Source organism: Calothrix sp. PCC 6303 (assembly GCF_000317435.1).
Taxonomy (GTDB): domain Bacteria; phylum Cyanobacteriota; class Cyanobacteriia; order Cyanobacteriales; family Nostocaceae; genus PCC-6303.
This window is the reverse complement of the sequence record NC_019751.1, coordinates 4,926,205-4,948,887: the sequence shown is the minus strand read 5'-3', so window position 1 is coordinate 4,948,887 and position 22,683 is coordinate 4,926,205. Positions and strand designations below refer to the sequence as shown.

28 protein-coding genes are annotated in these 22,683 nt (G+C 39.8%); 17 read left to right on the top strand and 11 right to left on the bottom strand.

Translation table 11 applies throughout. The annotated features are described in order from the left end of the window. The first annotated feature begins 400 nt into the window (after positions 1 to 400). From CAL6303_RS20140 to CAL6303_RS20110, 6 genes are all read left to right on the top strand, one after another. A complete protein-coding gene (locus tag CAL6303_RS20140) occupies positions 401 to 1,471 on the top strand; it encodes a DUF3616 domain-containing protein (protein WP_015199679.1) in 1,071 nt (356 codons plus the stop codon). A gap of 329 nt (positions 1,472 to 1,800) precedes the next feature. After that, positions 1,801 to 2,859 (top strand): hypothetical protein, encoded by a 1,059-nt coding sequence (locus tag CAL6303_RS30830; RefSeq protein ID WP_015199678.1) that lies wholly within the window; start codon positions 1,801 to 1,803, stop codon positions 2,857 to 2,859. 770 nt (positions 2,860 to 3,629) lie between these two features. Next, positions 3,630 to 3,914: an HU family DNA-binding protein gene (locus CAL6303_RS20125; RefSeq protein WP_015199677.1), complete on the top strand. Its 285-nt coding sequence runs from the start codon at positions 3,630 to 3,632 to the stop codon at positions 3,912 to 3,914. Between the two features lie 29 nt (positions 3,915 to 3,943). Beyond that, positions 3,944 to 5,062 carry a threonine-phosphate decarboxylase CobD gene (gene cobD / locus CAL6303_RS20120; protein ID WP_015199676.1) on the top strand — a complete coding sequence of 373 codons (1,119 nt, stop codon included), beginning with the start codon at positions 3,944 to 3,946 and terminating at the stop codon, positions 5,060 to 5,062. A 49-nt stretch (positions 5,063 to 5,111) separates the two neighbouring features. Continuing rightward, entirely contained in the window at positions 5,112 to 6,563 is a 1,452-nt protein-coding gene (locus CAL6303_RS20115; protein ID WP_015199675.1) for a dihydrolipoyl dehydrogenase family protein, read from the top strand. Positions 6,564 to 6,689: 126 nt separating this feature from the next. Next, positions 6,690 to 7,328 (top strand): hypothetical protein, encoded by a 639-nt coding sequence (locus CAL6303_RS20110; protein ID WP_015199674.1) that lies wholly within the window; start codon positions 6,690 to 6,692, stop codon positions 7,326 to 7,328. A gap of 56 nt (positions 7,329 to 7,384) precedes the next feature. Here the strand turns inward: CAL6303_RS20110 and galE are convergent, their stop codons facing one another. Next, positions 7,385 to 8,383, bottom strand: a complete 999-nt coding sequence (gene galE, locus CAL6303_RS20105) for a UDP-glucose 4-epimerase GalE (RefSeq protein ID WP_015199673.1) — start codon at positions 8,381 to 8,383, stop codon at positions 7,385 to 7,387. A 239-nt stretch (positions 8,384 to 8,622) separates the two neighbouring features. Here galE and CAL6303_RS20100 point away from each other — a divergent pair, with 239 nt between their 5' ends. Continuing rightward, positions 8,623 to 9,246, top strand: a complete 624-nt coding sequence (locus CAL6303_RS20100) for a hypothetical protein (protein ID WP_015199672.1) — start codon at positions 8,623 to 8,625, stop codon at positions 9,244 to 9,246. A 176-nt stretch (positions 9,247 to 9,422) separates the two neighbouring features. On the opposite strand, the gene CAL6303_RS20095 is transcribed toward CAL6303_RS20100, so the two are convergent. The 3 genes from CAL6303_RS20095 to CAL6303_RS28630 form a co-directional block, all read right to left on the bottom strand. Continuing rightward, positions 9,423 to 10,631, bottom strand: coding sequence for a 4-hydroxy-3-methylbut-2-enyl diphosphate reductase (locus CAL6303_RS20095; RefSeq protein ID WP_015199671.1), 1,209 nt, complete (start codon positions 10,629 to 10,631; stop codon positions 9,423 to 9,425). 39 nt (positions 10,632 to 10,670) lie between these two features. Next, positions 10,671 to 11,519, bottom strand: coding sequence for an SGNH/GDSL hydrolase family protein (locus CAL6303_RS20090; protein WP_015199670.1), 849 nt, complete (start codon positions 11,517 to 11,519; stop codon positions 10,671 to 10,673). Positions 11,520 to 12,516: 997 nt separating this feature from the next. Beyond that, complete coding sequence (locus CAL6303_RS28630; protein WP_015199669.1) at positions 12,517 to 13,392, bottom strand: pentapeptide repeat-containing protein; 876 nt, start codon at positions 13,390 to 13,392, stop codon at positions 12,517 to 12,519. 110 nt (positions 13,393 to 13,502) lie between these two features. Here CAL6303_RS28630 and CAL6303_RS30040 point away from each other — a divergent pair, with 110 nt between their 5' ends. The 3 genes from CAL6303_RS30040 to CAL6303_RS20075 are packed head-to-tail and all read left to right on the top strand — an operon-like array spanning position 13,503 to position 14,296. Then, entirely contained in the window at positions 13,503 to 13,715 is a 213-nt protein-coding gene (locus tag CAL6303_RS30040) for a hypothetical protein (protein ID WP_144051067.1), read from the top strand. After that, entirely contained in the window at positions 13,687 to 13,902 is a 216-nt protein-coding gene (locus CAL6303_RS20080; protein WP_015199668.1) for a hypothetical protein, read from the top strand. The genes CAL6303_RS30040 and CAL6303_RS20080 overlap by 29 nt, the downstream gene beginning before the upstream one ends. After that, the gene (locus CAL6303_RS20075) at positions 13,886 to 14,296 is read left to right on the top strand and encodes a type II toxin-antitoxin system VapC family toxin (RefSeq protein WP_015199667.1); all 411 of its coding nucleotides are present in this window, start codon (positions 13,886 to 13,888) and stop codon (positions 14,294 to 14,296) included. The genes CAL6303_RS20080 and CAL6303_RS20075 overlap by 17 nt, the downstream gene beginning before the upstream one ends. A gap of 60 nt (positions 14,297 to 14,356) precedes the next feature. Here CAL6303_RS20075 and CAL6303_RS30035 read toward each other — a convergent pair whose 3' ends face one another. Genes CAL6303_RS30035 through CAL6303_RS20065 form a run of 3 tightly spaced genes read right to left on the bottom strand, consistent with a single transcriptional unit; the run spans position 14,357 to position 15,153 of the window. Then, a complete protein-coding gene (locus CAL6303_RS30035; RefSeq protein ID WP_015199666.1) occupies positions 14,357 to 14,560 on the bottom strand; it encodes a hypothetical protein in 204 nt (67 codons plus the stop codon). After that, entirely contained in the window at positions 14,529 to 14,921 is a 393-nt protein-coding gene (locus CAL6303_RS20070; RefSeq protein WP_015199665.1) for a PIN domain-containing protein, read from the bottom strand. Before CAL6303_RS20070 ends, CAL6303_RS30035 begins: the two co-directional genes overlap by 32 nt. Next, on the bottom strand, positions 14,908 to 15,153 hold the full coding sequence (locus CAL6303_RS20065; RefSeq protein ID WP_015199664.1) for an AbrB/MazE/SpoVT family DNA-binding domain-containing protein: 246 nt from the start codon (positions 15,151 to 15,153) through the stop codon (positions 14,908 to 14,910). Before CAL6303_RS20065 ends, CAL6303_RS20070 begins: the two co-directional genes overlap by 14 nt. A gap of 54 nt (positions 15,154 to 15,207) precedes the next feature. Here CAL6303_RS20065 and CAL6303_RS30590 point away from each other — a divergent pair, with 54 nt between their 5' ends. Next, positions 15,208 to 15,399, top strand: a complete 192-nt coding sequence (locus CAL6303_RS30590) for a hypothetical protein (protein WP_162471396.1) — start codon at positions 15,208 to 15,210, stop codon at positions 15,397 to 15,399. Between the two features lie 4 nt (positions 15,400 to 15,403). Here the strand turns inward: CAL6303_RS30590 and CAL6303_RS20060 are convergent, their stop codons facing one another. Further along, entirely contained in the window at positions 15,404 to 15,658 is a 255-nt protein-coding gene (locus CAL6303_RS20060) for a type II toxin-antitoxin system RelE/ParE family toxin (protein WP_015199663.1), read from the bottom strand. Beyond that, entirely contained in the window at positions 15,655 to 15,918 is a 264-nt protein-coding gene (locus tag CAL6303_RS20055; protein ID WP_015199662.1) for a type II toxin-antitoxin system ParD family antitoxin, read from the bottom strand. Before CAL6303_RS20055 ends, CAL6303_RS20060 begins: the two co-directional genes overlap by 4 nt. Before the next feature lie 126 nt (positions 15,919 to 16,044). Here CAL6303_RS20055 and CAL6303_RS20050 point away from each other — a divergent pair, with 126 nt between their 5' ends. The 3 genes from CAL6303_RS20050 to CAL6303_RS31530 all read left to right on the top strand — a co-directional run bounded on the left by CAL6303_RS20050 (position 16,045) and on the right by CAL6303_RS31530 (position 17,015). After that, the gene (locus tag CAL6303_RS20050; RefSeq protein WP_015199661.1) at positions 16,045 to 16,467 is read left to right on the top strand and encodes a putative toxin-antitoxin system toxin component, PIN family; all 423 of its coding nucleotides are present in this window, start codon (positions 16,045 to 16,047) and stop codon (positions 16,465 to 16,467) included. Positions 16,468 to 16,471: 4 nt separating this feature from the next. Continuing rightward, positions 16,472 to 16,690, top strand: coding sequence for a toxin-antitoxin system HicB family antitoxin (locus CAL6303_RS20045; protein ID WP_015199660.1), 219 nt, complete (start codon positions 16,472 to 16,474; stop codon positions 16,688 to 16,690). Positions 16,691 to 16,892: 202 nt separating this feature from the next. Next, positions 16,893 to 17,015: a hypothetical protein gene (locus CAL6303_RS31530; protein ID WP_015199659.1), complete on the top strand. Its 123-nt coding sequence runs from the start codon at positions 16,893 to 16,895 to the stop codon at positions 17,013 to 17,015. Between the two features lie 53 nt (positions 17,016 to 17,068). Here the strand turns inward: CAL6303_RS31530 and CAL6303_RS20040 are convergent, their stop codons facing one another. Next, the gene (locus CAL6303_RS20040; RefSeq protein ID WP_015199658.1) at positions 17,069 to 18,319 is read right to left on the bottom strand and encodes a tetratricopeptide repeat protein; all 1,251 of its coding nucleotides are present in this window, start codon (positions 18,317 to 18,319) and stop codon (positions 17,069 to 17,071) included. Positions 18,320 to 18,447: 128 nt separating this feature from the next. On the opposite strand from CAL6303_RS20040, the gene CAL6303_RS20035 reads away from it, so the two are divergent. Next, positions 18,448 to 19,350 (top strand): alpha/beta fold hydrolase, encoded by a 903-nt coding sequence (locus tag CAL6303_RS20035; protein ID WP_041739803.1) that lies wholly within the window; start codon positions 18,448 to 18,450, stop codon positions 19,348 to 19,350. Between the two features lie 166 nt (positions 19,351 to 19,516). Here CAL6303_RS20035 and CAL6303_RS20030 read toward each other — a convergent pair whose 3' ends face one another. Beyond that, positions 19,517 to 19,798, bottom strand: a complete 282-nt coding sequence (locus tag CAL6303_RS20030) for a DUF3288 family protein (RefSeq protein ID WP_015199656.1) — start codon at positions 19,796 to 19,798, stop codon at positions 19,517 to 19,519. Between the two features lie 65 nt (positions 19,799 to 19,863). Between CAL6303_RS20030 and CAL6303_RS31525 the strand changes: the two genes are divergently transcribed. Both CAL6303_RS31525 and CAL6303_RS20025 read left to right on the top strand, forming a co-directional pair. Further along, the gene (locus tag CAL6303_RS31525; RefSeq protein WP_255348430.1) at positions 19,864 to 19,992 is read left to right on the top strand and encodes a hypothetical protein; all 129 of its coding nucleotides are present in this window, start codon (positions 19,864 to 19,866) and stop codon (positions 19,990 to 19,992) included. A gap of 97 nt (positions 19,993 to 20,089) precedes the next feature. Further along, positions 20,090 to 22,543: an ATP-dependent Clp protease ATP-binding subunit gene (locus CAL6303_RS20025; RefSeq protein ID WP_015199655.1), complete on the top strand. Its 2,454-nt coding sequence runs from the start codon at positions 20,090 to 20,092 to the stop codon at positions 22,541 to 22,543. The last annotated feature ends 140 nt before the right edge of the window (positions 22,544 to 22,683 follow it).

The following is a 22,683-nucleotide window of genomic DNA, read 5'->3' as shown; positions in this document are numbered from 1 at the left end:
TAGATCATTTTACTATTTGAATATAACTGTGATACATTGATTTTTTTTATTACATCTTTACTTATCATCATAATTTGATCAATTACAAATTACCAATTTGGTCATCAGAAGCTATGGAAAATTTTTCATACATATATTTACTGATAAAAATAATTTACACAAGAGTCAAATAAGACAACTTAACAAACATTCAGCGTTTAATTCCCCTGCTTAAGGACGGCAGGCATGTTGGCTTCCGGCGGATGACCAATCCCCATTACAAAACTTACTTATTATTCATTACTTATTTTTTAATTGGAAAATATCCATGAATCATGGATTATCATTTAGTTATTTGCAACCTAATTAAATCGGTGTTAACTTAATTAGCAGATATTTACCTCTACCTAGATCCTGAAAAATGTTAAGCACAAATTTAGTTAAGCAAGTATTATTAGATTTCTCTAGCTTTTACGGAGAGTATCGTCAAAATCTCTCCGCTATTCTCCTCACTGATAATAAATATCTATGGCTTGGTTCTGACGAAACTTCAACCATTGAGCGCTTATCTTTAATTGATGATAAAACCTTCGGGCAACATCAACATTATCAAGTTGGTAACTATATCTCATTACCCGCACCAGAAGACGAGGAAATTGATATTGAAGGTTTAGCATATATTGATAATTATCTATGGTTTGTCGGTTCCCATAGTTGGAAACGCAAAAAAGTTAAAGACGATGCTAGCGATACAAAAAATATTCAAAGATTATCCAAGATTGAATTTGAGGCAAATCGCTATATTTTAGGAAAAATACCATTAATTGACGGTCAACTATACAAATCTTGTCCCCATCCTCAAGATCCAAATATTCAACTGAGTGCTGCGAAACTAGAACTATCTCCCAAAGGAAATACACTTGTAGATGCTTTACTTACAGACCCCCATTTAGGCAGTTTTATTAAAAGCCAAATTCCCAGCAAAGATAATGGTTTTGATATTGAAGGAATAGTAGTTTGTGAAAATAGGGTTTTCTTGGGTTTACGGGGACCTGTGTTACGCGGTTGGGCAATAATTATCGAGTTGGAACTGACAAATACTAATTCAGAATTGCTGAAATTAAATCCAATTGGCGAAAATAATCAACTGTATCAAAAGCATTTTGTATTTTTAAATGGATTAGGAATTAGAGATATTTGTGTTGATGGAGAAAGCTTATTGATTTTAGCCGGACCAACAATGGATTTAGATGGACCAGTGCGGGTTTATCGTTTAGATAACTGGAGAAACTTATCAGCAGATACCTTAAGCAAACCTGAATTAATCATGAATATACCCTTTGGTGACGGAGAAGAACATGCTGAAGGAATAACACTATTTCAACAAACTACAGGTGCTGACGAGCTTTTAGTAGTTTATGATTCACCTGCTGCTGTGCGATTGGTTGGTGATGGTGGTATGACAGCAGATGTGTTTCAGTTTCATCACTGATTTTGTGAGGGGAAGGGAAACGAGACGCGAGTACTTGGCATAAAAAAACAATGAGTAAGCATGTAACTCTGTGTACCATTATTTTCAGTCAACAACTCAGATCCAAAGACACTGAGGGGGATATATGATGAATTACTTTTGCTCAGTCACTAACTAATTTATGAAGATTTATTGAAGAGTCAATCTGATTTAGTGCCTAATTTTACAATGTGGTATATTCAAAGCAAGTAATTACTATTTATACTAGTTATTGTTTATACATTAACCAGAAGTAAAAAATTTAGGGTAATCTATCACAGATGTAGTGTGTATACTGTGTGAGGATTAAAATGGCTAAAAGTTTTTATTTGGGTTTCTCATTGTTAGGATTAACCACTATCAGCGTAATCTCAGATGGTTTGACTAAACAGGCATTAGCGACAGAAGTAACTTTAGATAATGACCATTTAGGAACAGAGGAAGCAAAATTATCTGATCCTAATGTCATTTCAAAAATCAGAGTAAGTGTCCCAGAAGTAATAGCTACTGAATCATTTTCACCACAGCAAAAAGAAGCTCAAATAGTTGATAAATTTGAAAACATCTCCCATAGTGCAGCTGATTTACAACCAGAAAAACAATTAGCAAGTAAGCCAATTGATTTGGATAAATTTTGCAAATCTTACCCCTATAACTCTCGCTGTTCACAAACTCCTGGCTCCGAACAACCAGCAGAGCCAAATACTTCAGAAAACAAGCCAGAGGAAGCTGCACAAGTTTCTCAACAAAATAGTGGTTGGGCTATTACTCCAGAAATTGGTACCCTGGGTGTAGGTGCCTCTATAACTAAATCCTTAACTCCCAATTTGAATGGGAGAGTTGGCGTGAATACCATATCTCTGGATGTTGGTGGGTATCGAAAACGAGAAAATGAAGTTGAATATGATGCTAATTTGAATCTTTTGAATGTTTCAACTGTAGTTGATTATCATCCTTTCAAAAACTCTGGTTTTCGTGTTACTGGTGGATTAGTTTTTAATGATAACAACGTAGAGGGTAAAGCCCGAATTAGAGATAACACTGTGTTTGAGTATAATGGAAATCAATATACCAATCAAGATATTTCTTCTGTGAAAGGGAAAGTTTCGTTTCCTAATAACGTAGCACCATATTTGGGAATTGGTTGGGGAAACGCGGTTAAACCTGGTAAACGTTGGGGGTTTTCGGTAAATTTGGGTGTGATGTTTACAGGTTCACCAAAAGTTGATTTAGACGCAAATATCGTTAATGAGAGTTTGCGATCGCAGATTGTCCAGGATCTACAAGTTGAGAAAAAAGAACTTGAAGATGATTTAGAACAGCTAAGTATTTATCCTGTGCTTTCTTTAGGTGTATCTTACCATTTTTAGTACGTAGGTAAATAAGTATACTACATTACTCAGCAGTGGATAAGCAAGGTATACCCCTAGGGTTTTATCGATACCAAATTGACTGTTTCCTCGGTAGAGCCTGTGAACCCTGACTTTAAGGCTCTGCCTCTTATCTGCACTGGAGGCAGAGCGAAAGGACATGCATTCCTTGCCGGAGACAAGGAACGAGTTAGAGCAAAGATGTTGAGTGAAAATTCAACCTTTAAAAAAGCACAAAGTCAACAGCGTGCGCCCTGCCTCTTTTTGCTAGTTACTCCCCACAACGATAATTTTTCCCACCCACCTGACTTAAAAAAGCGGGGGGCAGGGTGCAGGGAGCAAGGGGGATTAATGAATTTTTCATTCGTTCTGATGTACGTCAGTTCATGATGGCTACTTAAGAACTGTGAATATCGAAAAGATTTGTTTACAAAACTTCACATATAGATACAGAGAAATCCTTTGTTTTTTGTGAAATCAGGGTTTTCACTAAGTATTTTTTCCTACTATTTGGACAATTTTTGGCAAAAGGATCTATCTTTCGGTAGAAAAAAACCCGAAATCCATATAAATTAATGGTTTCATGTGTTCACTTCTGTCAGATAGACATTAGAATGATTCATTGAAAAGTCGAGCCGATAGTAGTTGTAGCGTTTTTAAGCATATATACTCTCAAAGGGGGCTTTTTCAATCCCTAGGCATAGATTTCAGTGAGGATGTTTCAATATGCATCCGTTGTCAAAATCCCAAAAAACATCAAGGAGTTTTAAATGAATAAAGGTGAATTAGTTGATGCAGTAGCAGAAAAGGCTAGTGTGACTAAAAAACAAGCTGACGCAGTTTTAACAGCAGCTCTAGAAAGCATCATCGAAGCAGTATCTTCGGGTGATAAGGTGACATTAGTTGGTTTTGGCTCTTTTGAGTCACGGGAGCGCAAAGCCCGCGAGGGACGTAATCCAAAAACCAATGAGAAGATGGAAATTCCTGCTACTAAGGTTCCAGCTTTCTCGGCGGGTAAGATGTTTAGAGAGCGCGTAGCACCCCCAAAAGCCTAGTTTGTTTTAAATTACTAAACGTAACCGAGATGGGGAACCAAGCACATGGAGGCAATATAGTGTGGGCATCAGCGCTAGCTGGTTGTGCTCCTAGTGCCGTTCTGGATTTCTCGGCAAGTATTAGTCCATTGGGTCCACCAAGTAGTGTTTTGAATGCTATTTGCTCCCATTTGCATGATATTTGCCATTATCCAGACCCCAACTATAGCGAACTGAGACTTGCTCTCAGTCGCTTTCATCAAGTTCCTCCAGAATGGATTCTGCCGGGAAATGGTTCGGCAGAGTTGCTGACATTAGCTGCAAGGGAATTGGCAGAACTCTCGGCAACTGTTTTGATGACTCCAGCCTTCGGTGACTATTCCCGCGCTTTAGCTGCTTATGGGAGTAATGTTTTATCTTGGTCTTTGGTTAGAGAACCAGAGGTGGGGAATCAAGAATCAACGGGTTTCGAGGCACGAATTATTACTGATTTGTCAGGGATTCTTGATTTTACGAAAATAAATCCCGATTCTGGGTTGATTTTAAATAATCCTCATAACCCGACAGGATTCTTAATATCGCGTGAAGCGATCGCATGTTGTTTAGAACGCTTTAAATTGGTAATCGTCGATGAAGCGTTTATGGATTTTCTGCCTCCACATCTAGAACAAAGCCTGATGGGTTTGGTAGAAGAATTTCCCAATTTAGTGATTTTGCGATCGCTCACCAAGTTTTATGCTATTCCTGGGCTACGGTTTGGTTATGCGATCGCTCATCCCGAAAGATTACGACGCTGGCAATCTTGGCGAGACCCCTGGTCTGTAAATACCCTCGCAGCAGTCGCTGCTGTTGCTGGAATAGCAGATACAGAATTCCAACTAAAGACCTGGCAATGGCTACCAGACGCTAGAAATGAACTTTTTGCTGGTTTATCTCAAATCGCTAGCTTCAAACCCTTCCCAGGTAACGCAAATTACTTACTAGTTAAGACAAAGCAATCTAGTTTAGAACTACAGCAAAAACTGCTTCAAAACCACCAAATTTTAATCAGGGATTGCATGAGTTTTCCAGAACTAGGTAATGCTTTCTTCCGAATTGCAGTTCGCACATCTGCCGAAAATCAGCGTTTGTTAACAGCACTCAAACATGAGTTGAAAGTCTCAAATTAAAACCTTAAATTAAAGTCTCGCTTCTAACTGATAACTGATAAATGATTTTGTGATTGAATACGATATTGTAATTATTGGTGGTACTGCGGCTGGACGTTATGCTGCTTTGAAAGCAAGTCAATACGGTGCTAAAGCTGCCCTGGTTGAACCTAGTACCAATCCTGAATCTATTTGTATTGATGCTTTAATTGAAATTACTAATAGTTTGCAAAAGCTCAAAAATAGCAACAAATTTGGTATTTATGATAGTCATCTAGAGACGCAAAATAAATATGAGCATACCCTACAATGGCAGGCTTTAATCCAGCAGATTTTACAAATAGAGTCCCATTTAGGGAAAATTGACGCACCTGCTGTTTTGAGCGCCAAAGGTGTTGATATTATTTACGGTGACGGAAAGTTTCAAGCTGAACCTAACTTAGCTTTTGTAGTTAATAATCGTCAACTCATAGGACGTAACTATTTACTTGCGAATGGTTCAATCGCCACAATTCCAGAAATTGAAGGATTATCCAAAACTGGCTTTCTTACACTAGGAAATTTTTGGCAGGCTTTAAATGTTGTCACACCCCCCCAAGATTGGGTAATTATTGGAGGTGTTCCTCAAAGCATAGAATTAACACAAATTCTGCAAAATTTTGGCTTCAATGTCACTTTAGTCGTGCAACAAGCGACAATTATTCCATTTATTGACGAAGAAATTGCTTTCCAACTACAAACACAATTGGAAGCGTCAGGAATACGTGTTTTAACTGACTCTGAAGTTACTCAAGTTAGACTAATTGACGGAAAAAAATGGCTACAGGTGGGAGACAAAGCTATTGAAACTGATGAAATTGTAATTGTTAGTGGACAACAGCCAAATATTGAATCATTAAATTTAGCAGAAGTTGGAGTTAAATGGCACAAAAATCGCCTATTAGTCAACAGAAAATTACAAACTACCCATCACAAAATCTATGCCTGCGGAGACGTGATTGGCGGTTATGCCTTAAATAATATTGCTAATTACGAAGCTCAGATTGCAGTTAATAACGCCTTATTTTTTAAGCACTTGCAAGTCAATTATGAGTCTATTCCTTGGGGGATTTTAACTAATCCTAATTTAGCCCAAGTTGGCTTAACCGAAGCTCAAGCAATTAATCGATATGATTCAAGCCAAATTTTGATATTGAAGCAATATTTTAAAACTTTAGTTTCAGCCCAAATTAGTGACGAAACAACAGGAATCTGTAAGCTAGTTATATTACAAGATGGAACAATATTAGGGGCTAATATAATTGGCAAAAATGCTACGGAGTTAATTAATATTGTGACTTTAGCAATTCACAAAAAAATCAAAGTTAGTTCCTTGCAAAACTTAGCACCTATTCAACCTAGTTTTGCTGAAATTTTTGCAATAATGGCTAATAATTGGCAACAGTTGAGATTAGAAAATAGTCCGCGTTGGCAAGAGTTTTTAGAAACCCTTTTTCAGTTTCGTCGTGAGCGAAATTGGTGAATTACAGCATTTTCCAATTGAGTGAAATACAACCCCAACCCCTCCGCTAGCCTACGGTGTACACACCTACCCTTCCAGGGTAAGGGCTAACGGAAATTTTGTGTTGTCAAAATAGACGAGGTTGAAATGAATAAATATTGCCTAAAACCTATATCTTTTTTAATTGCTTCTTGTAGTTTATTTAGTTTATTTGTACTTCATACATCTCCTACTTTTGCCCACAAAGTCAAAATTGCGGTAGATATTGGTGCGACACTTCATATTGAACCAAACGATAGTCCCCGCGCGGGAGAAGTTTCCAAAGTCTGGTTAGCAATGACAAGGAAGGGAGGGAAACTAGTTCCCCTAAGTGAATGTAATTGTCAACTTAATGTTTACAGTCAACCCTACAAAACTGGAGATGCCCCATTACTTCAACCCAGTTTACAACCCTTGAATGTAGATAAGTATCAAAATATACCCAGTGCTGATGTTAAATTTCCCCAAGCAGGAGCGTACTATTTAGAACTTAGCGGAAAACCCAAATCTGAGGGAAATTTTCAACCATTTAAATTAAAGTTCGATGTAACTGTTGCAGGAGGAATTGCAGTACCGCAGCCAACAAGTTCGCTAGTTACTCAAGCAGAGAAAATTCCGTTCAACGATTCGGTAAGTGCAAACAAGGAAGAGACTTCCCTGCCGTGGGCAATAATTATTGCTAGTGTTGCTGGTGCTGCTAGTTTAGGTATTTTGCTGGCGGTATTCAACAACATCAAGCGGAGTTAGGAGGCAGCTTTGACACTCCCCTGCCCCCCTGCTCCCTGCTCCCTGCCCCCTGCTCCCTACTTATGCCTTTGTTGGTGCCATTGCCAAGCGTGGGTAATGATGTCTTTTAGGGATGAATATTTTGGTTCCCAGCCTAAAATTTGCCTAGCTTTATCGCCGCTGCCAATCAGGGCAGGGGGATCTCCAGCACGGCGATCGCATTCTACCACCGCTATAGGTTTTCCCGTGACTTGTCTTGCGGTATCAATTACTTCACGGACTGAAAAACCATTGCCATTACCTAAATTAAATATCGCACTATCGCCACCTTTGAGCAGATATTCTAAGCCAAGAACATGAGCATCTGCCAAATCGTTCACATGAATGTAATCCCGCACACATGTACCATCATCAGTGGGATAATCAGTCCCAAAAATTGATACCGATTCCCGCTTCCCTAAGGCTGTTTGTAGCACCAAAGGAATCAAATGGGTTTCTGGGTTATGATCTTCCCCTAACAAGCCGCTAGGGTCGGCTCCAGCCGCGTTAAAGTAACGGAAACGTACCGATTTAAAATTATATGCCCCATCAAAGTCTGCCAGGATCCGCTCAACCATCAATTTTGTCGCTCCATAGGGATTGATGGGGTTTTGTGGATGATCTTCGGGGATAGGAACTATGCTTGGTACTCCATATGTTGCACAAGTTGATGAAAATACAAAATTCTTAATAGAAGCATCTAACATCGCCTCTAAAAGGGTAATAGTGCCGATAACGTTATTGCGGTAATATTTTGCGGGATTGGTTACTGATTCACCTACGTATGCGTATGCGGAAAAATGCATTACTGCCGCAATATTACGGCTAGCGAATAGGTCATCAAGAAGAACACGGTCATTAGTATCACCGACTACCAGATCAACCCCTAAAACCTTCTCCACTAAGTCACGATGCCCGTACACAAGATTATCAAGTATTACAACCTGATAACCTGCCCGCTTGAGGGCAAGTACAGTATGGGAACCAATGTATCCAGCCCCTCCTGTTACAAGAATCGTAGGCATTTCAGGCGGCATAATTTTTCCTCATTATTGGATGGTTACTCAATTAATTTAGTTTACCTAAGAGTCCTTACCGATCGGGAAAATTACAAATAGGGGGTGCATGTGAGGAAAATTGCTCTAAAATCACTACGACGGTAGTCTTTGTGTCTGGGGTGTGAGGAGATGATTTTTGCAGTCAACTTGACGGTGAAATGAATTGACTTCCCAAAACCTATAGGCTGATCGCGTTATTCAGATTTGAGAGTGAATCTATGTTTATAATGTTAAGCCGGGTACTACTGTGGTTACTCCTGGGTACAATTGTATATTCTTTGTTCCAAAGGTTTTACCCGTCGGCGACTTTTGTTGGACGGCTAATCCTGGTGGTTATACTGGTGATTATGGCGTTGTTTTTCGTTAATCCAGGAGACCCAGCAGCTGCATCTTTATGGAGAGTCGTATCTTTCCCCCTCAAGCCATTAGGTGCTTCAATTTTGCTGATGCTTTTTTCGGCACAGCGGATCAAGGGTGGTGGTATCGATAAACCAGGTGGATTTTTAATTGGTTGGGCACTAGGGATTCTTTTATTAGCTAGCACACCAGCTTTTGCTTACTTTTTTGGCGTTAGATTACCGGATGCAGTTGGTAGCAATGGGACTTTTGTGGGGCAAGAAGTAGTTCAAGATTTGCGAATAGCTGCGGCAACAACACCAACAACAGATGTGGGCGAATATGATGTGGCAATTGCCCCTTATATTGCCCAAACCCCCCAAGATATTCCTCGACGGGGATTGCGTTTGGATGATTTTGTGCCTAACGTAGATACACTACAAGTGACTACCCGAACTTGGGAAGCTTATCTCAATCAAATTAATCAGTTTTTACGTCCTCGTTAATTGCTGATTCAGTCAAATTGTCAGATGTAGAGACTTAGAAATGCTAGGTCTCTACAAACTATAAAATATGTCCATAAAAAACACTCGATATTGCTATCGAGTTAAGTACAAAAAAATAAAAATAATAAGTAAGATGAGCTTTCTATTGAAAATACAAAGCTCATAAAGTGAATTACCTACACGGCAACGACTGCTGATTTCAGTGCAAAAATTCTGTTTATAACATCTTCTACGACTTTATCAGGTGTTGAAGCTCCAGATGTTATACCAACAATAATCTCACCATCAGGTAGCCATTTTTCTGTAATTACCAATTCTCCATTTAATTGTTGATGTTCAATAGCATCTCTGGATTTAATTCTTTCGACACAATCAATATGGTAAGAAGGTAGTTGACGTTCTACAGCAATTTCCTGTAGATGGGTTGTATTTGATGAATTGAAACCACCAATTACCACCATTAAATCGGCTTTTTCTTCAACTAATTCAAACATCGCATCTTGGCGTTCTTGAGTTGCATCGCAGATGGTGTTAAAGCTTTGAAAATGCTGATTTAAATTTTGAGGTCCATATTTTTTGATCATGGTACGCTCAAATAACTTGCCGATTTCTTCAGTTTCTCCCTTCAGCATAGTTGTTTGATTAGCAATTCCAACTCTTTCTAAATCTATATCTGGATCAAATCCTGATGAAAAAGAGTTACTAAACTTCGCCATAAATTCATTTTTATCGCCACCATTTAAAATGTAATTGGCGACATATTCTGCTTGTTTCATATTTAAGACAATCAGATACTTACCAGCAAAGGAACTGGTGGCAATGGTTTCTTCATGGGCATATTTACCATGAATAATAGATGTGTAAGCACCTTTTTTATGCTTTTCTACAGTATTCCAAACTTTAGAAACCCAGGGACATGTAGTGTCAACAATTTTGCAATTTTTCTCATTCAGAATTTGCATTTCTTGGACGCTAGCGCCAAAGGCTGGGAGAATAACAACATCACCACTACCAACTACGGAAAAGTCTTTATTTCCAGCAACCATGGGAATAAATTGGACATGCATCTCCCGCAAACGCTGATTTACAGATGGATTATGAATAATTTCATTGGTAATCCAAATCTGTTCGGTAGGGAAATGTTTACGGGTTTCATAAGCCATAGCTACAGCACGTTCTACACCCCAGCAAAAGCCAAAAGCTTGGGCGAGGCGAATTGTGACATTGCCACGTTTTAAAGTATAGTTTTGATGACGAATTTCTTGAATTAAATCGCTTTGGTATTCTGATTGGAGTTGGTTTGCCACCTCTTCTTGATGTCCAAAACTCCGGCGATGATAGTTATCGGAGTGTTGTAGCGATCGCTTAAATGCTTTAGTATCCATAAGTTCTTTAAAAGCTGTCAATATTGGGTATCTGTGTATCTATTGTCCCTGGTTTGAGGGTATTTTTTGCTGCCCGTCTTGGGGATTCTCCTCAGTGATTGCCATTTCCTGATAGATTTGTAGGGCTGAACTCCAAACTAAATAGCCTTGACGGCTCAAGTGTAACCCGTCAGTGGTAAGGTCTGGGCGAAGATTTCCTTCTTTGGTTGCAAATAGGGGATATAAATCAAGATATCTGACTTTCTCCTGGAGTGCGATCGCTTCTAGCTGCTGATTGATTTTTTGGATTCGACTATTGGCAATTGCCAACAACTTATCTTTTCCCTCCCAGGTTGCACCCTCACCTCCGTGGGGCAAAATAGATTGAATGTTTATTTGGCTATTGGGGTGAGTCTTCCGTAAGTAACGTAAAATTTGCTGATAATTTTCTAATATTTTCCCATCATTAGCCCCGCGAATTAAGTCATTGATACCAATCATCACAAAAATCGACTCTGGTTGAGTCTTGTCAAATAAATTTAAACGTTTTAATAATCCGCTACTACTTTCGCCAGAAATACCTTGATTTAGCCAAGTTTGGTTAACTGGTAGTAACTCAGTGGGAAACCACAATGATAATGAATCCCCCACAAGTATGTTCAAATCTTGGGGACGCTTTTGGGCAATAATGTCGGCTTCCTTTTTGAGAACATTTAACCATTCCTGATAACTTAATTGGTGACGTTTCCCCAATTGCAGTTGCGAAGTGGGGGAGTTGATACTCAAATTAGTCCCTGCTGGTGTAGTAAAGTCACGAAAAGAAGCAGCCATTTTCTGCTGTCGGTACAACAACAAAATGACTGCTACTATTAGTACGCCATTGATAAATAGCGATAAAAAAGCCCACATAGGAGAGTTTTTGACAGAAGTGGACACGCGCTGATTAGTTCCCAAATCTTTGATTAAGATTTTAGAGCCTCATGTCCACATCTGCTGATATTTTTGCAAAATTTTTACCGTATCAGCTTGAATTGGGGTATTAAAATCAAAATACCAAGTATCTCCAGTGGTATAGGCGAAAAACTCAGACTCATGATGATAAAAACTGAACCAATTAACATCATTACTAGTGTGCCAATTTCATCTTTGAGGCGCTGACTAATGACAATGCAACCTATACTAACAATCAAAGCTATCAATGAGTATATAAACATGACAAATTTAGGGAACGTGCTGGAATACTTACTCGCATGTACGAAATAAGCAAATGTTGATAAGTAAAATCCACAAATTTGTTATTTTGAGAAGAAAACAACCTTAATTGTATGGGGCGATCGCTCTACTTTCACCGTATATTTTTATTATAAGTTTTTTGAGATGTATCAAAGCGAATCTTTGTAACGCATCCTAAATTTGGGATGGTGTCTTAGACTACATAGTCTATTGCTGGTGTATTGAATTAATTTTTTGCAGGAATCAAATCTTATTTTCTTTGGGAAAAGAACATTCAACGGTAATCTTCATATTGCTTTTAGCAGTACCTTTTGTTACATATAGCGTTTCCCAAGCAGATGAAGTATACCTAAATTTTTATAACACTTATAAATAGAAGTATACAAATTTAGCTTTGTACCTCACTAGACCGAGAAACGCTATAAGGAACTCCCGAGGTATGTGGTGTAAGATAAAATATCTATTTTGGGTAAAATTCTTGGGTCTAATTTTTAGCGTTCGCATAAAACAGAACACTAAAATCCCCAATTTTGACAACACCCATATCTTGCATTTTATGTCAAGCACTTTTACTTGACTGGCACTCTAGGTTGGTGACAATTCCCATTTTCGTCGCATTTGTACCGATCGCCCTATCCTGAAACTACCACGATAGAACACAGCTTAGTATTAATCACGATTGGGGAGATCGGCATAGTTTTATTAATGGAATCTTGCTTTGCTTATCTTTATTTGCTTTCATCTCTTTTTCCGATATGCCTAGTTTCTGAGCCAATTCAACGTCATATACTGCTCGTTTCCAACTCTCATCTTTAGCATCCTTTACTTGTTCAGCAGTCAAGTTTATTGCTTCTGTAAAATTAGCACCTGAAATATCTGCATCTGTAAATTTAACTTCTTTTAGATCAGCTTTTCTGAAAACTGCGATTTGCAAATAGGAACCACCAAAATTTACTTTCTGCAAATTTGCATTTTCAAAGTTAGCCACGCATAAAGTGGAGTCACGAAGATCAGCCCCTTTCAGTTTAACTTTCTTAAGATTTGCTCTCGGTGCTGTTAAACCGACTAAACCATCTTGTTTTTTATGTAAATACTCAAGTGCTTGCCTTCTTCCTCCATTATGCTCTTGACCAACTGCGGTGTTAATAGCCGACCAAGCATTTAAACTTAATTGTCTCTCTCTATTATCTCCTTCCCATACATACTTAATTGCTCCACCCAAAAAAGGTAAACTTGCGATAATTAGAGCCAAGTTCCTCCAAAATATAGTGGTATTTATAGCTCTTGGTTTCTTGCTAGATCCACATTTTTGATAAATTTCTCTGAGATTGCGATAGTCGGCAGGAGTTATTTCATGCTTTTTCGCTTCGACTATACATTCATATTCTTCTTCCAGCCAACTTCTCTTAGTTGAATATTTTTCTTCAATACGATCAAAGCTATTTTGTAACCTTTCCAACGGCGAATCAAGTTCATCAGTAGCAGAATCCATATCGTTAGTAAAATCAAACTTAAGTACGTAAATAAATTTAGTTTTTTTTTTACACATATACAGGTTTTGTATCACTCTATAATAGTGATCAAAATCACATGCATATTTTGCTGTCAGCCTACCAAGGCTAACAAAGCTTTAAACTTGTGTTTGATGTTGTAGTTGTTATGAGCAAACTTGAGATGCGATCGCGTAACCAAGTTATAGGGGTTGGGTTGGGAGTGCGATCGCGTATTAATAGGGGTTGGTTTGGGAAAGCGATCGCATTTGTGGGGGAATTTTGGATGGGCGTTCGCTCTCCAGTTATCCTTAAAAGTTACAATAATTATAGTATTGATAGGAAAGGCGAAAATGACTGCAAAAGACAACATCAAAGCTGAAATTGATAGCCTCAACGAAGAATATCTAGATGAGCTATATCTTTTAATTAAAGATTTTGCCCAATCCAAACAACATCTAAAAAAGCCGAGTTTCATGTCAAAACTGAAACAAATTAAGATTGATGCTCCAAAAGATTTCGCTAGCAATCTTGATTCTTATCTAGCTGGTGATGAGGGTGATAAATAAAATCTTTGTTGATACGTTATTTGTGGTAGCACTAATTAATCAGCGTGACCAATATTACCAACGAGCTTCCGAATTAGCCGATAGATTAGAAGCTCACCCTTTAATTACAACTGATTCAGTACTATTAGAAATTGGTAATGCACTAGCACGCAACTATAAAAATGAAGCTGTTGAAATTATTGAGCATTTTTTGATCTCAGATGATATAGAAATTGTGCAACTCACTCCAGAATTATTTGCACAAGCATTCACGCTTTACAAAACCCATCAAGACAAAGGATGGGGTTTAGTTGATTGCATTTCGTTTGTAGTTATGAAGCAAGCAGGAGTTAGTCAAGCTTTGACTTTTGATCAGCATTTTGTACAAGCAGGGTTTCAGGCTTTGATGAGATAATTTGGGGACTTAGTTAGTTTTGGGGAGTACGAAGCTTGCGCGACGTAAGTCGTTCGCGTTTTAGTTTTGAGGGGTTTGTTTGGGATGGCGATCGCGTTTAGTTTTGAGCGCTTTGTTTTGAGTGGTTTGTTTGGGAGTGCGATCGCGTTTAGTTTTGAGCGCTTTGTTTTGAGTGGTTTGTTTGGGAATGCGATCGCGCATTAATAGGGGTTGGTTTAGAAATGCGATCGCGTTATCGCTCCAACAACTTAAATCCTTTATCATCTGCTAACTTTCGATCGAATGTTACCGTTTTACTACAACCAAATTGTTGTGCGATCGCGCCAATCAAATAGTCGGAAAAATCAGCTTTTCCTCGCTGAAAACGGTGCAATGCTTGATAAACTACAGAACAATTTTCTAACTCAAAAACTGCACATTGCAGCATCATTTCTATAGTTTTACCGATTTCTTCCCTACTGAATTCATAAGGCTTACCGCGCAAAACCCAAACTAATTCACACAGGACTATATTAGTAATAAAACATTGCTCTCCCCCTTCGATAATTCCCACAGCTTTCTGCCACTGCTGCTCATCATCTTTAGTCAGGTAGCGCACTAAAATATTTGTATCAACTCCAATCACTTGAACCTTCTTTAATTGCTATCTCCATTTCTTCTAAAGTTGCGGTTTTCATTCCTGGACGATGTAAAATCCCTGATAAGCTTTGAACAGGAACATTCAACGGAATAAGTGTAACTATCCCATTTTCATCAATCACAAAATCAACCTTGCTACCTGTATCTATATTTAGGTAGTCTCTAATTTCTTTAGGAATAGTTACTTGTCCTTTCGTCGTGATGGTTGTGATAGCCATTACTTTAATTCCTTACTTTATCTCCTTACTGAATCATAGCATAGAGTAAAGAGAATGGAGGGCTATACTCTGGAGGTTAGTCAGTTTGCATTTGTTGAGTTTGGGAGTTTATGCGTTAGCGTAGCTGAACGAAGTTCCAGCTTGCGCGACGAGAGTCGTTCGCGCTTTAGTTTGAGTGGTTTGTTTGGGAGTGCGATCGCTCAAACGTCATCATCCTCTGAAAACAGAGTATCAAAATCACGATAACCACTCAAAACCCGCTCAACTTCAATACCATTTTCAATTTGACGATAAAAATTAGATAATTGCCAACAGAAAAACCTCTCAAGGATGGTACAAGATAATCGAAACTGCGTCCCATATTCGGGAAATCAGCTAAAACCTTACACTTTTCCTCAACAGCATCTATAAAACGACTTGCTGCTTGGGTATTTTCACGACCAATAAATTTGTTAATTTCCTTAATATCAAGCCTTGCTTGAATGGTAAAAACGTAGCGACTCATTTGTCTTCGGATATTTGACGGATATCTTCGCGCAATTCTCTAAATACTTCCTCCCCATCAATAACTTCTCTGTTATCGCCTTGTTTTATACCAATAGCAATCTCCGAACGAAGTGCTTCAAGTCTCGTTTCCCGGATGCGATCGCGTTCTTCTAACAACCGCAATGCTTCCCGGACAACTTCACTTGCGGACAAATACCTACCAGTTTTGACTTTTTCGTGAACTAATTGTTCTAGTTCGGGTGTGAGTGATACATTCATGGCTTTATTTGGATTCTGCCTATTAATTTGATTGTGTCACCAATAGCAAAGCTTGTCAAAGTTTGTTATTGCTTTGCAGACGTAAGTCGTTCGCATTTTTGATAGCGTATATGCTATCATATCTCCATGCCAATTAAGATTGTGATCGATACCAGCGTCTTTATTAGCGCTCTTATTGGCTCAACCGGACCAAGTAGAGAACTAATTCGACGCTGTTTGCAAGGCGAATATTTGCCTTTGATGGGAAACGCTTTATTTTCTGAGTATGAATCAGTCATACAGCGTCCGGAAATTATAGCCAAATGTCCTTTAAGTCTCACAGAAATTTCTGCTTTGCTTGCTTCCTTGATGAGCGTCAGCCAATGGGTTTCTATTTACTACCTATGGCGACCAAATTTAAAAGATGAAGCTGACAATCACTTAATTGAGTTAGCTGTTGCTGGTAATGCAGAAATTATCGCTACTAACAACATCAAGGATTTTCAAAGTGCTGAATTGCTATTTCCGAATTTATCAATATTAAAACCCGAAGAAATCATTAGGAGCTAAAAAAATGGGTACTTTAACTATCCGTTTACCAGACGACAAACACACAAGATTAAAAGAACTGGCTCAATCCAGGGGAATAAGCATCAATAAACTAATTGAAGAATTATCTACCATCGCTTTAGCAGAATTTGATACCCATACTAGATTTAAAGCAATGGCTGCAACCGGAAACCGGGAAGAAGGCTTAAAAATATTGGCAAAACTTGACGATTTGACAAAATAAGAGCAGCTTAATGTGCGAAGCTTGCGCGACGTAAGTCGTTCGCTCTCCAGCTATCTCTAAAAGTTATACCAATTCAAATAATGATTGCAACACATCCAACGGTAGAGACGTAGCACTGCTACGTCTCTACAAATATCTATCTGTCGCATTGTTTTTTCAAATTGGTATTACAATCAGTATAGTATTGACAGGAAAGGCGAAAATGACCGCAAAAGATAACATTAAAGCTGAAATTGATAGCATCAACGAAGAATATCTGGATGAGCTATATCTTTTAATTAAAGATTTTGCCCAATCCAAACAACAGTTAAAAAAAATAGTTTAATGTCATTTTTTTCTTGGTCTATTTACCAGAAAATGACTGTAAAACCCTGATTTTTACTTTTTAGGTTTAATTCCGGTTAACCAAGTAGCTACCCAACTGGATGCGATCGCGCCCACGAGAAAAGCTACCATTGGTATGAGCCACAATGACTTGCTGAACATTGATAAGACTATGGTGATCAACCCCAAAATAACTAAAACACCTGTATAAATCCCCATTGCATTTTTTGTCCATCCGGCTTCACAGTGGAACATTGCCGCAGTGGGAATCAACAGTAGGCAGCAAGCGATCGCACTAATCAACGCGCTAGTATTATTGGTATATATCCACAGAATTAAAGATGCGATCGCAACTCCAAAGCAAGCTGCCCACCAGTTGGATTGTTGGATTTCTGTTTTGCTCAGTGCTAATCTACCAAATTTGTTGAAACGTAACAGTAGTGTAAATAAAGGGTCGGCAACCCAGGTTAAAATCACAAAAATTAGATAAACTGCGGCAACTACAGCTACAAGTTGAGAAAAACCAGCTTGATTTAATCCTGCTAATAATAAGCGAATCGCAAAATACAAACCCACCGCGAATATCCACCTGTTGCGCTGAGTCAGGCGGGATGACCACAAAAAGTAGCGTAAAATCATCCGATATACCGGATTTTGGGCTTTCAGGGCTTCAATTACTCCCTGACGTGCCCATTCCAAATTTGGATTCAGACGCAAAGCTTCACGGAAATATTCCAAAGCTTTATCAGGTGATTTCCCGTGGGATAGCAAAATCCAACCACTACTAGCATAGGAAGTTGCATCTTCAGGGGAAATGGAAATAGCACCCTCAACTGTGGTTAAAGCTTCCTCACCCCTGCCCAACTGTGACAAACACAAAGCCCGATAATTTAAGCACTCAACGTTTTCTGCATCTATTATCAATCCTTGGTTTGCTGCCAGTAGTGCCTCATCCCAAAGTTTCCGATTATACTTACACCGTGCCAACAGGGCAAAATAGGCATCTTGGTAAGGATTGAGACGGATAGCCTCCATCACTGATTTTTCCGCCAATTCCAACTGACGGCGATCGCATAAAATATAGGCAAGTATATAGTGGGGAAATGGCATATCAGGTGCCAGGGAAATAGCAGTTTCCGCTGCTTGTGTCGCTTCCTGGTACTGTTTCTGATAACTTAAGCATAACCCCAGCAGTGCATGAGCAGATGCGTCACTTGGAGACTCTACCAAAGCCAGTCTAAGTTCCTTTTCTGCCATCTCATAACGAGATTGTTCTAATAATAATGTTGCTCGTTCGATTCTCACGCCAATTATACTAATAACGGTTAAAAATTAGATTTATCCAATGGCTGTTAGCGTTTAGCTATGGGCTTTTAGGTAATAAATCCCACTAAATGGGAGGATATTCAGTAGCATTTCCATTTCTATTGCCCATGTTTCCGAACTTTTTACCCAGCACTGCTACCAAATTAACTGAAGAATCCTCAATTGCGATCGCTCAAAACATCCAGCAGGCTAAAATCACTATTGAGTCCATTAGTCAAGTTATTTCTACAACCTACATTGAGCAAAAATCAGGAAATAGTGACAAGTGCTTCCTCTTAATTCATGGTTTTGATAGTTCGGTACTGGAATTTCGCCGTCTACTGCCATTACTTGCAATTAATCACCATGTCTGGGCGGTTGATTTATTGGGATTTGGCTTCACCGAACGTCCTACAGGCATCAAATATGATGTTAACGCAATTAAAACTCATCTTTATGAATTCTGGAAAACCCACATTAATCAGCCAATTATTTTAGTTGGTGCTTCCATGGGTGGAGCTGCTGCCCTTGATTTTACTTTGACTTACCCGGAAGTGGTGGAAAAACTTATTTTAATCGATAGTGCTGGGTTAGTAGCTAGTTCACCCCTTGTTAAGTTTATGTTTCCCCCTTTGGGCTACTTTGCTACTGAGTTTTTACGCAATCCCAAAATTCGCCAAAGTATTTCTAGCGCAGCATACAAAAATAAAGAGTTAGCCTCCCTTGATGCCCAAATTTGTGCGGCTTTACATCTACAGCTACCCAATTGGAGTCAAGCTTTAATTGCTTTTACCAAAAGTGGTGGTTATAACGCTTTTAAAGGAGAACGGCTATCACAGATTAAACAGCAAACCCTTATATTATGGGGTGATTCCGATAGAATTCTGGGAATTAAAGATGGAGAAAAGTTTCAACAAGCCATTCCCAACAGTAAATTAATTTGGATTCCAGACTGTGGGCATGTGCCGCATTTAGAACAACCACAAATTACATCTCAACATATTCTCGAATTTTCTCAAGAAATTAAGTAACAAGGCAGTAGGCAGGAGGGAATACTGTTTTCTGTCCTCTGCTGTGACAATCATGGAATAAGGGTTTAAGACCGCACCGTTTAACGGCGCTTACAATTGGGAGAGGATTCCGACCCCTCCCAATTGTTCCTTCTGCCTTCTGCCTTCTGCCTCCTGCCTTCATGTACTAGTTCCAATCTTGTTCTTCCTTCTTCCCACGAGTTTTATACATTCCTCCAACCTGATGAATAGCGCGGGTTTTGGCAAATAACTCATCTTCTGTCAAACCCCAGCGCTGCATCACTTGATCCAAATAGGTTTGAATATCTCTAGCACCAGGAAAACCATGGTAACGCACACGCAATCGCGCTAATTCTGCTAGATTTAGATCAGTCGGCTCTGCAACAACTAGGCTTTCTACAGTTGGACGGTCTTTTGCATATTGGGGATGCTCTTGGTCTTTGTTCATGAGTTAAAATTAGAAATCTACATTAGGTGCCAGATAAAGAATATAATTCTATAGCCTAATGTCCCATGACAAATTCCCAATACAAATCTATCCGAGGGATGATGGATGTTAGGGTTAATACCCCACTAATTAATCAGGCGGCTACCACACCCCATCCCTTACGGCTCTCACTACTGTCACCAAGTATTAAATAAAGATACATTATCTTTAAGAAAGTACAGAAAACTTCAAACTCAGGGTGAAACTTTCACTCATCCACAGTCAAGCAGCAAGGGAGGCAATAACCCGCTCATGTTTGAACACTTCACTTCCCAAGCCATTCGGGTAATCATGTTAGCTCAGGAGGAAGCTCGTCGCCTGGGTCATAACTTTGTCGGTACAGAGCAAATTCTCCTGGGGCTGATTGGAGAAGGAAACGGGGTTGCTGCTAAAGTACTCGTTGATTTGGGTGTCACACTCAAAGACGCACGCCGCGAAGTCGAAAAAATTATTGGTAGGGGTTCTGGTTTCGTACCACCTGAGATTCCTTTTACTCCTAAAGTTAAAAGTCTATTTGAGCAAGCTTTTAAAGAAGCGCGATCGCTTGGCAACAATTACATTAGTACTGAACATTTATTATTAGGTTTAACTGAAGCCGGAGAAGGCGTAGCCGCTAAGGTTTTACAAAATCTAGGTATCGATTTATCTGAAGTTCGGACTGCTGTAATTCGCCGTCTAGGCGATGATGTAGCTGTTGCCCCAGGCGCAGGTGCTAGCAGCGGTGGGCAACGCCGTAACCAACAAAGTCTGATGCTGGAAGAGTTTGGCAAAAATCTCACCAAACTAGCACAGGAAGGTAAATTAGACCCAGTTGTCGGACGGGCAAACGAAATAGAACGCGCCGTCCAAATACTTGGTCGGCGCACCAAAAACAATCCGGTATTGATTGGTGAACCGGGTGTAGGCAAAACAGCGATCGCTGAAGGGCTAGCACAACGTATTGTCAACCAAGATGTACCAGAGATTCTCTTAGGGAAACAGGTTGTCAGCCTCGATATGGGCTTAATGGTGGCGGGAACCCGCTTCCGTGGCGACTTTGAAGAACGCCTAAAAAAAGTAATGGAAGAAATCCGTACCGAGGGAAATATCATCCTCGTAATCGATGAAATCCATACCTTAGTAGGTGCAGGTGGTGTTGAAGGCGGTATGGATGCCGCTAACATCATGAAACCAGCCCTAGCAAGGGGTGAACTTCAATGTTTGGGTGCCACAACCCTGAATGAGTATCGCAACATCGAACGGGATGCAGCTTTAGAAAGACGCTTCCAACCGATTTTGGTGGGTGAACCTTCAGTAGAAGAAACCATTCATATTTTGCAGGGTTTGCGCTCTGTTTATGAACAGCATCACCGCGTCACCATTACCGATGAGGCACTGCAAGCAGCGGCAGAACTATCAGATCGTTACATAAGCGATCGCTTCCTCCCTGACAAGGCGATAGACTTGATCGATGAAGCTGGTTCCCGCGTCCGCTTACGCAATTCGCAAATTTCCCAAAGCCGCGAACTCAAGCGCCAACTACGCTCACTCAGCAAGGAAAAAGACGAAGCTGTCCGCGTTCAAGACTTCGAGAAGGCTGGACAACTACGGGACAAAGAAATCGAACTGGAAGGGCAAATTCAAGCCGAATCCAGCGACTACAACAATAATCCCATTGTCAACGAGGAAGATATCGCCCAAATCGTGGCTTCCTGGACAGGGGTACCCGTCAACAAACTAACCGAGTCGGAATCAGAGATGCTGATGCATCTAGAAGATACCCTACATCAACGGTTAATTGGACAGGAACAAGCAGTCACAGCCGTCTCCCGTGCCGTTCGTCGTGCCCGCGTCGGCTTGAAGAACCCCAATCGACCCATCGCTAGCTTTATCTTCTCAGGACCTACTGGTGTGGGTAAAACTGAATTGGCGAAGTCCTTGGCAGCCTACTTCTTTGGTGCCGAAGATGCGATGATTCGTTTAGATATGTCCGAGTTTATGGAGCGTCATACCGTTTCCAAACTCATCGGTTCACCCCCAGGTTATGTAGGCTACGAAGAAGGTGGACAACTTACAGAAGCAGTACGCCGCAAACCCTACACAGTCATCCTGTTTGATGAAATTGAGAAGGCACACCCCGATGTGTTTAATATGCTGCTACAACTCCTTGATGATGGGCATCTTACTGATGCTAAAGGACGAAAAGTAGACTTCAAAAACACCTTGATTATCTTGACTTCTAATATTGGTTCCAAGGTAATTGAAAAAGGTGGTGGTGGTATCGGTTTCCAATTCGACGATGCATCGGAAGCTAGTTACAACCGGATCAAAACCCTGGTGAACGAAGAACTGAAGAACTTCTTCCGTCCCGAATTCCTCAACCGTCTTGACGATATTATCGTCTTCACACAGTTGAATAAGGACGAAGTGAAGCAAATCGCCGAAATTATGCTTCTGGATGTCGGTTCCCGTCTCAAAGAAAGAGGTATTATTCTCCAGGTTTCAGATCGCTTCAAAGAGCGAGTTGTTCAAGAAGGTTATGACCCCAGTTATGGTGCCAGACCCCTACGTCGAGCAATTATGCGCCTGTTGGAAGATTCCCTCGCTGAAGCAATGCTTTCTGGTCAAATAGTTGATGGGGATACCGCACTCATTGATGTTGATGATGATGGCAAGGTGAAGGTTATTAAGTCTGAGAGTCGAGAGTTACTTTTAGCAAGTATCTAATCTAAGTTATTTACAATAAAACCCCGGTGATTAGCCGGGGTTTTTGTTGTCAGGATTGGACAATATAAACCTAATTCCTTGGTTGTTTTAAAGAATCGGGTTTCTCCCTTCACATTCCTGGAGATGCGATCACATTTAGA

What these genes read in the sequence shown, in the direction of transcription:
- CAL6303_RS20045 (WP_015199660.1), top strand. Translation starts at nt 16,472, where the DNA reads ATGGGTACTTTAACTATCCGTTTACCAGACGACAAACACACAAGATTA.
- CAL6303_RS20090 (WP_015199670.1), bottom strand. Translation starts at nt 11,519, where the DNA reads ATGTGGGCTTTTTTATCGCTATTTATCAATGGCGTACTAATAGTAGCA.
- CAL6303_RS20050 (WP_015199661.1), top strand. Translation starts at nt 16,045, where the DNA reads ATGCCAATTAAGATTGTGATCGATACCAGCGTCTTTATTAGCGCTCTT.
- CAL6303_RS20055 (WP_015199662.1), bottom strand. Translation starts at nt 15,918, where the DNA reads ATGAATGTATCACTCACACCCGAACTAGAACAATTAGTTCACGAAAAA.
- CAL6303_RS30040 (WP_144051067.1), top strand. Translation starts at nt 13,503, where the DNA reads ATGAGCAAACTTGAGATGCGATCGCGTAACCAAGTTATAGGGGTTGGG.
- CAL6303_RS20100 (WP_015199672.1), top strand. Translation starts at nt 8,623, where the DNA reads ATGTTTATAATGTTAAGCCGGGTACTACTGTGGTTACTCCTGGGTACA.
- CAL6303_RS20025 (WP_015199655.1), top strand. Translation starts at nt 20,090, where the DNA reads ATGTTTGAACACTTCACTTCCCAAGCCATTCGGGTAATCATGTTAGCT.
- cobD (WP_015199676.1), top strand. Translation starts at nt 3,944, where the DNA reads ATGGGGAACCAAGCACATGGAGGCAATATAGTGTGGGCATCAGCGCTA.
- galE (WP_015199673.1), bottom strand. Translation starts at nt 8,383, where the DNA reads ATGCCGCCTGAAATGCCTACGATTCTTGTAACAGGAGGGGCTGGATAC.
- CAL6303_RS20065 (WP_015199664.1), bottom strand. Translation starts at nt 15,153, where the DNA reads ATGGCTATCACAACCATCACGACGAAAGGACAAGTAACTATTCCTAAA.
- CAL6303_RS20125 (WP_015199677.1), top strand. Translation starts at nt 3,630, where the DNA reads ATGAATAAAGGTGAATTAGTTGATGCAGTAGCAGAAAAGGCTAGTGTG.
- CAL6303_RS31525 (WP_255348430.1), top strand. Translation starts at nt 19,864, where the DNA reads ATGACAAATTCCCAATACAAATCTATCCGAGGGATGATGGATGTTAGG.
- CAL6303_RS20030 (WP_015199656.1), bottom strand. Translation starts at nt 19,798, where the DNA reads ATGAACAAAGACCAAGAGCATCCCCAATATGCAAAAGACCGTCCAACT.
- CAL6303_RS20075 (WP_015199667.1), top strand. Translation starts at nt 13,886, where the DNA reads ATGAGGGTGATAAATAAAATCTTTGTTGATACGTTATTTGTGGTAGCA.
- CAL6303_RS30830 (WP_015199678.1), top strand. Translation starts at nt 1,801, where the DNA reads ATGGCTAAAAGTTTTTATTTGGGTTTCTCATTGTTAGGATTAACCACT.
- CAL6303_RS20080 (WP_015199668.1), top strand. Translation starts at nt 13,687, where the DNA reads ATGACTGCAAAAGACAACATCAAAGCTGAAATTGATAGCCTCAACGAA.
- CAL6303_RS31530 (WP_015199659.1), top strand. Translation starts at nt 16,893, where the DNA reads ATGACCGCAAAAGATAACATTAAAGCTGAAATTGATAGCATCAACGAA.
- CAL6303_RS20095 (WP_015199671.1), bottom strand. Translation starts at nt 10,631, where the DNA reads ATGGATACTAAAGCATTTAAGCGATCGCTACAACACTCCGATAACTAT.
- CAL6303_RS20035 (WP_041739803.1), top strand. Translation starts at nt 18,448, where the DNA reads ATGTTTCCGAACTTTTTACCCAGCACTGCTACCAAATTAACTGAAGAA.
- CAL6303_RS20140 (WP_015199679.1), top strand. Translation starts at nt 401, where the DNA reads ATGTTAAGCACAAATTTAGTTAAGCAAGTATTATTAGATTTCTCTAGC.
- CAL6303_RS28630 (WP_015199669.1), bottom strand. Translation starts at nt 13,392, where the DNA reads ATGTGTAAAAAAAAAACTAAATTTATTTACGTACTTAAGTTTGATTTT.
- CAL6303_RS30590 (WP_162471396.1), top strand. Translation starts at nt 15,208, where the DNA reads ATGGAGGGCTATACTCTGGAGGTTAGTCAGTTTGCATTTGTTGAGTTT.
- CAL6303_RS20060 (WP_015199663.1), bottom strand. Translation starts at nt 15,658, where the DNA reads ATGAGTCGCTACGTTTTTACCATTCAAGCAAGGCTTGATATTAAGGAA.
- CAL6303_RS20110 (WP_015199674.1), top strand. Translation starts at nt 6,690, where the DNA reads ATGAATAAATATTGCCTAAAACCTATATCTTTTTTAATTGCTTCTTGT.
- CAL6303_RS30035 (WP_015199666.1), bottom strand. Translation starts at nt 14,560, where the DNA reads ATGATAAAGGATTTAAGTTGTTGGAGCGATAACGCGATCGCATTTCTA.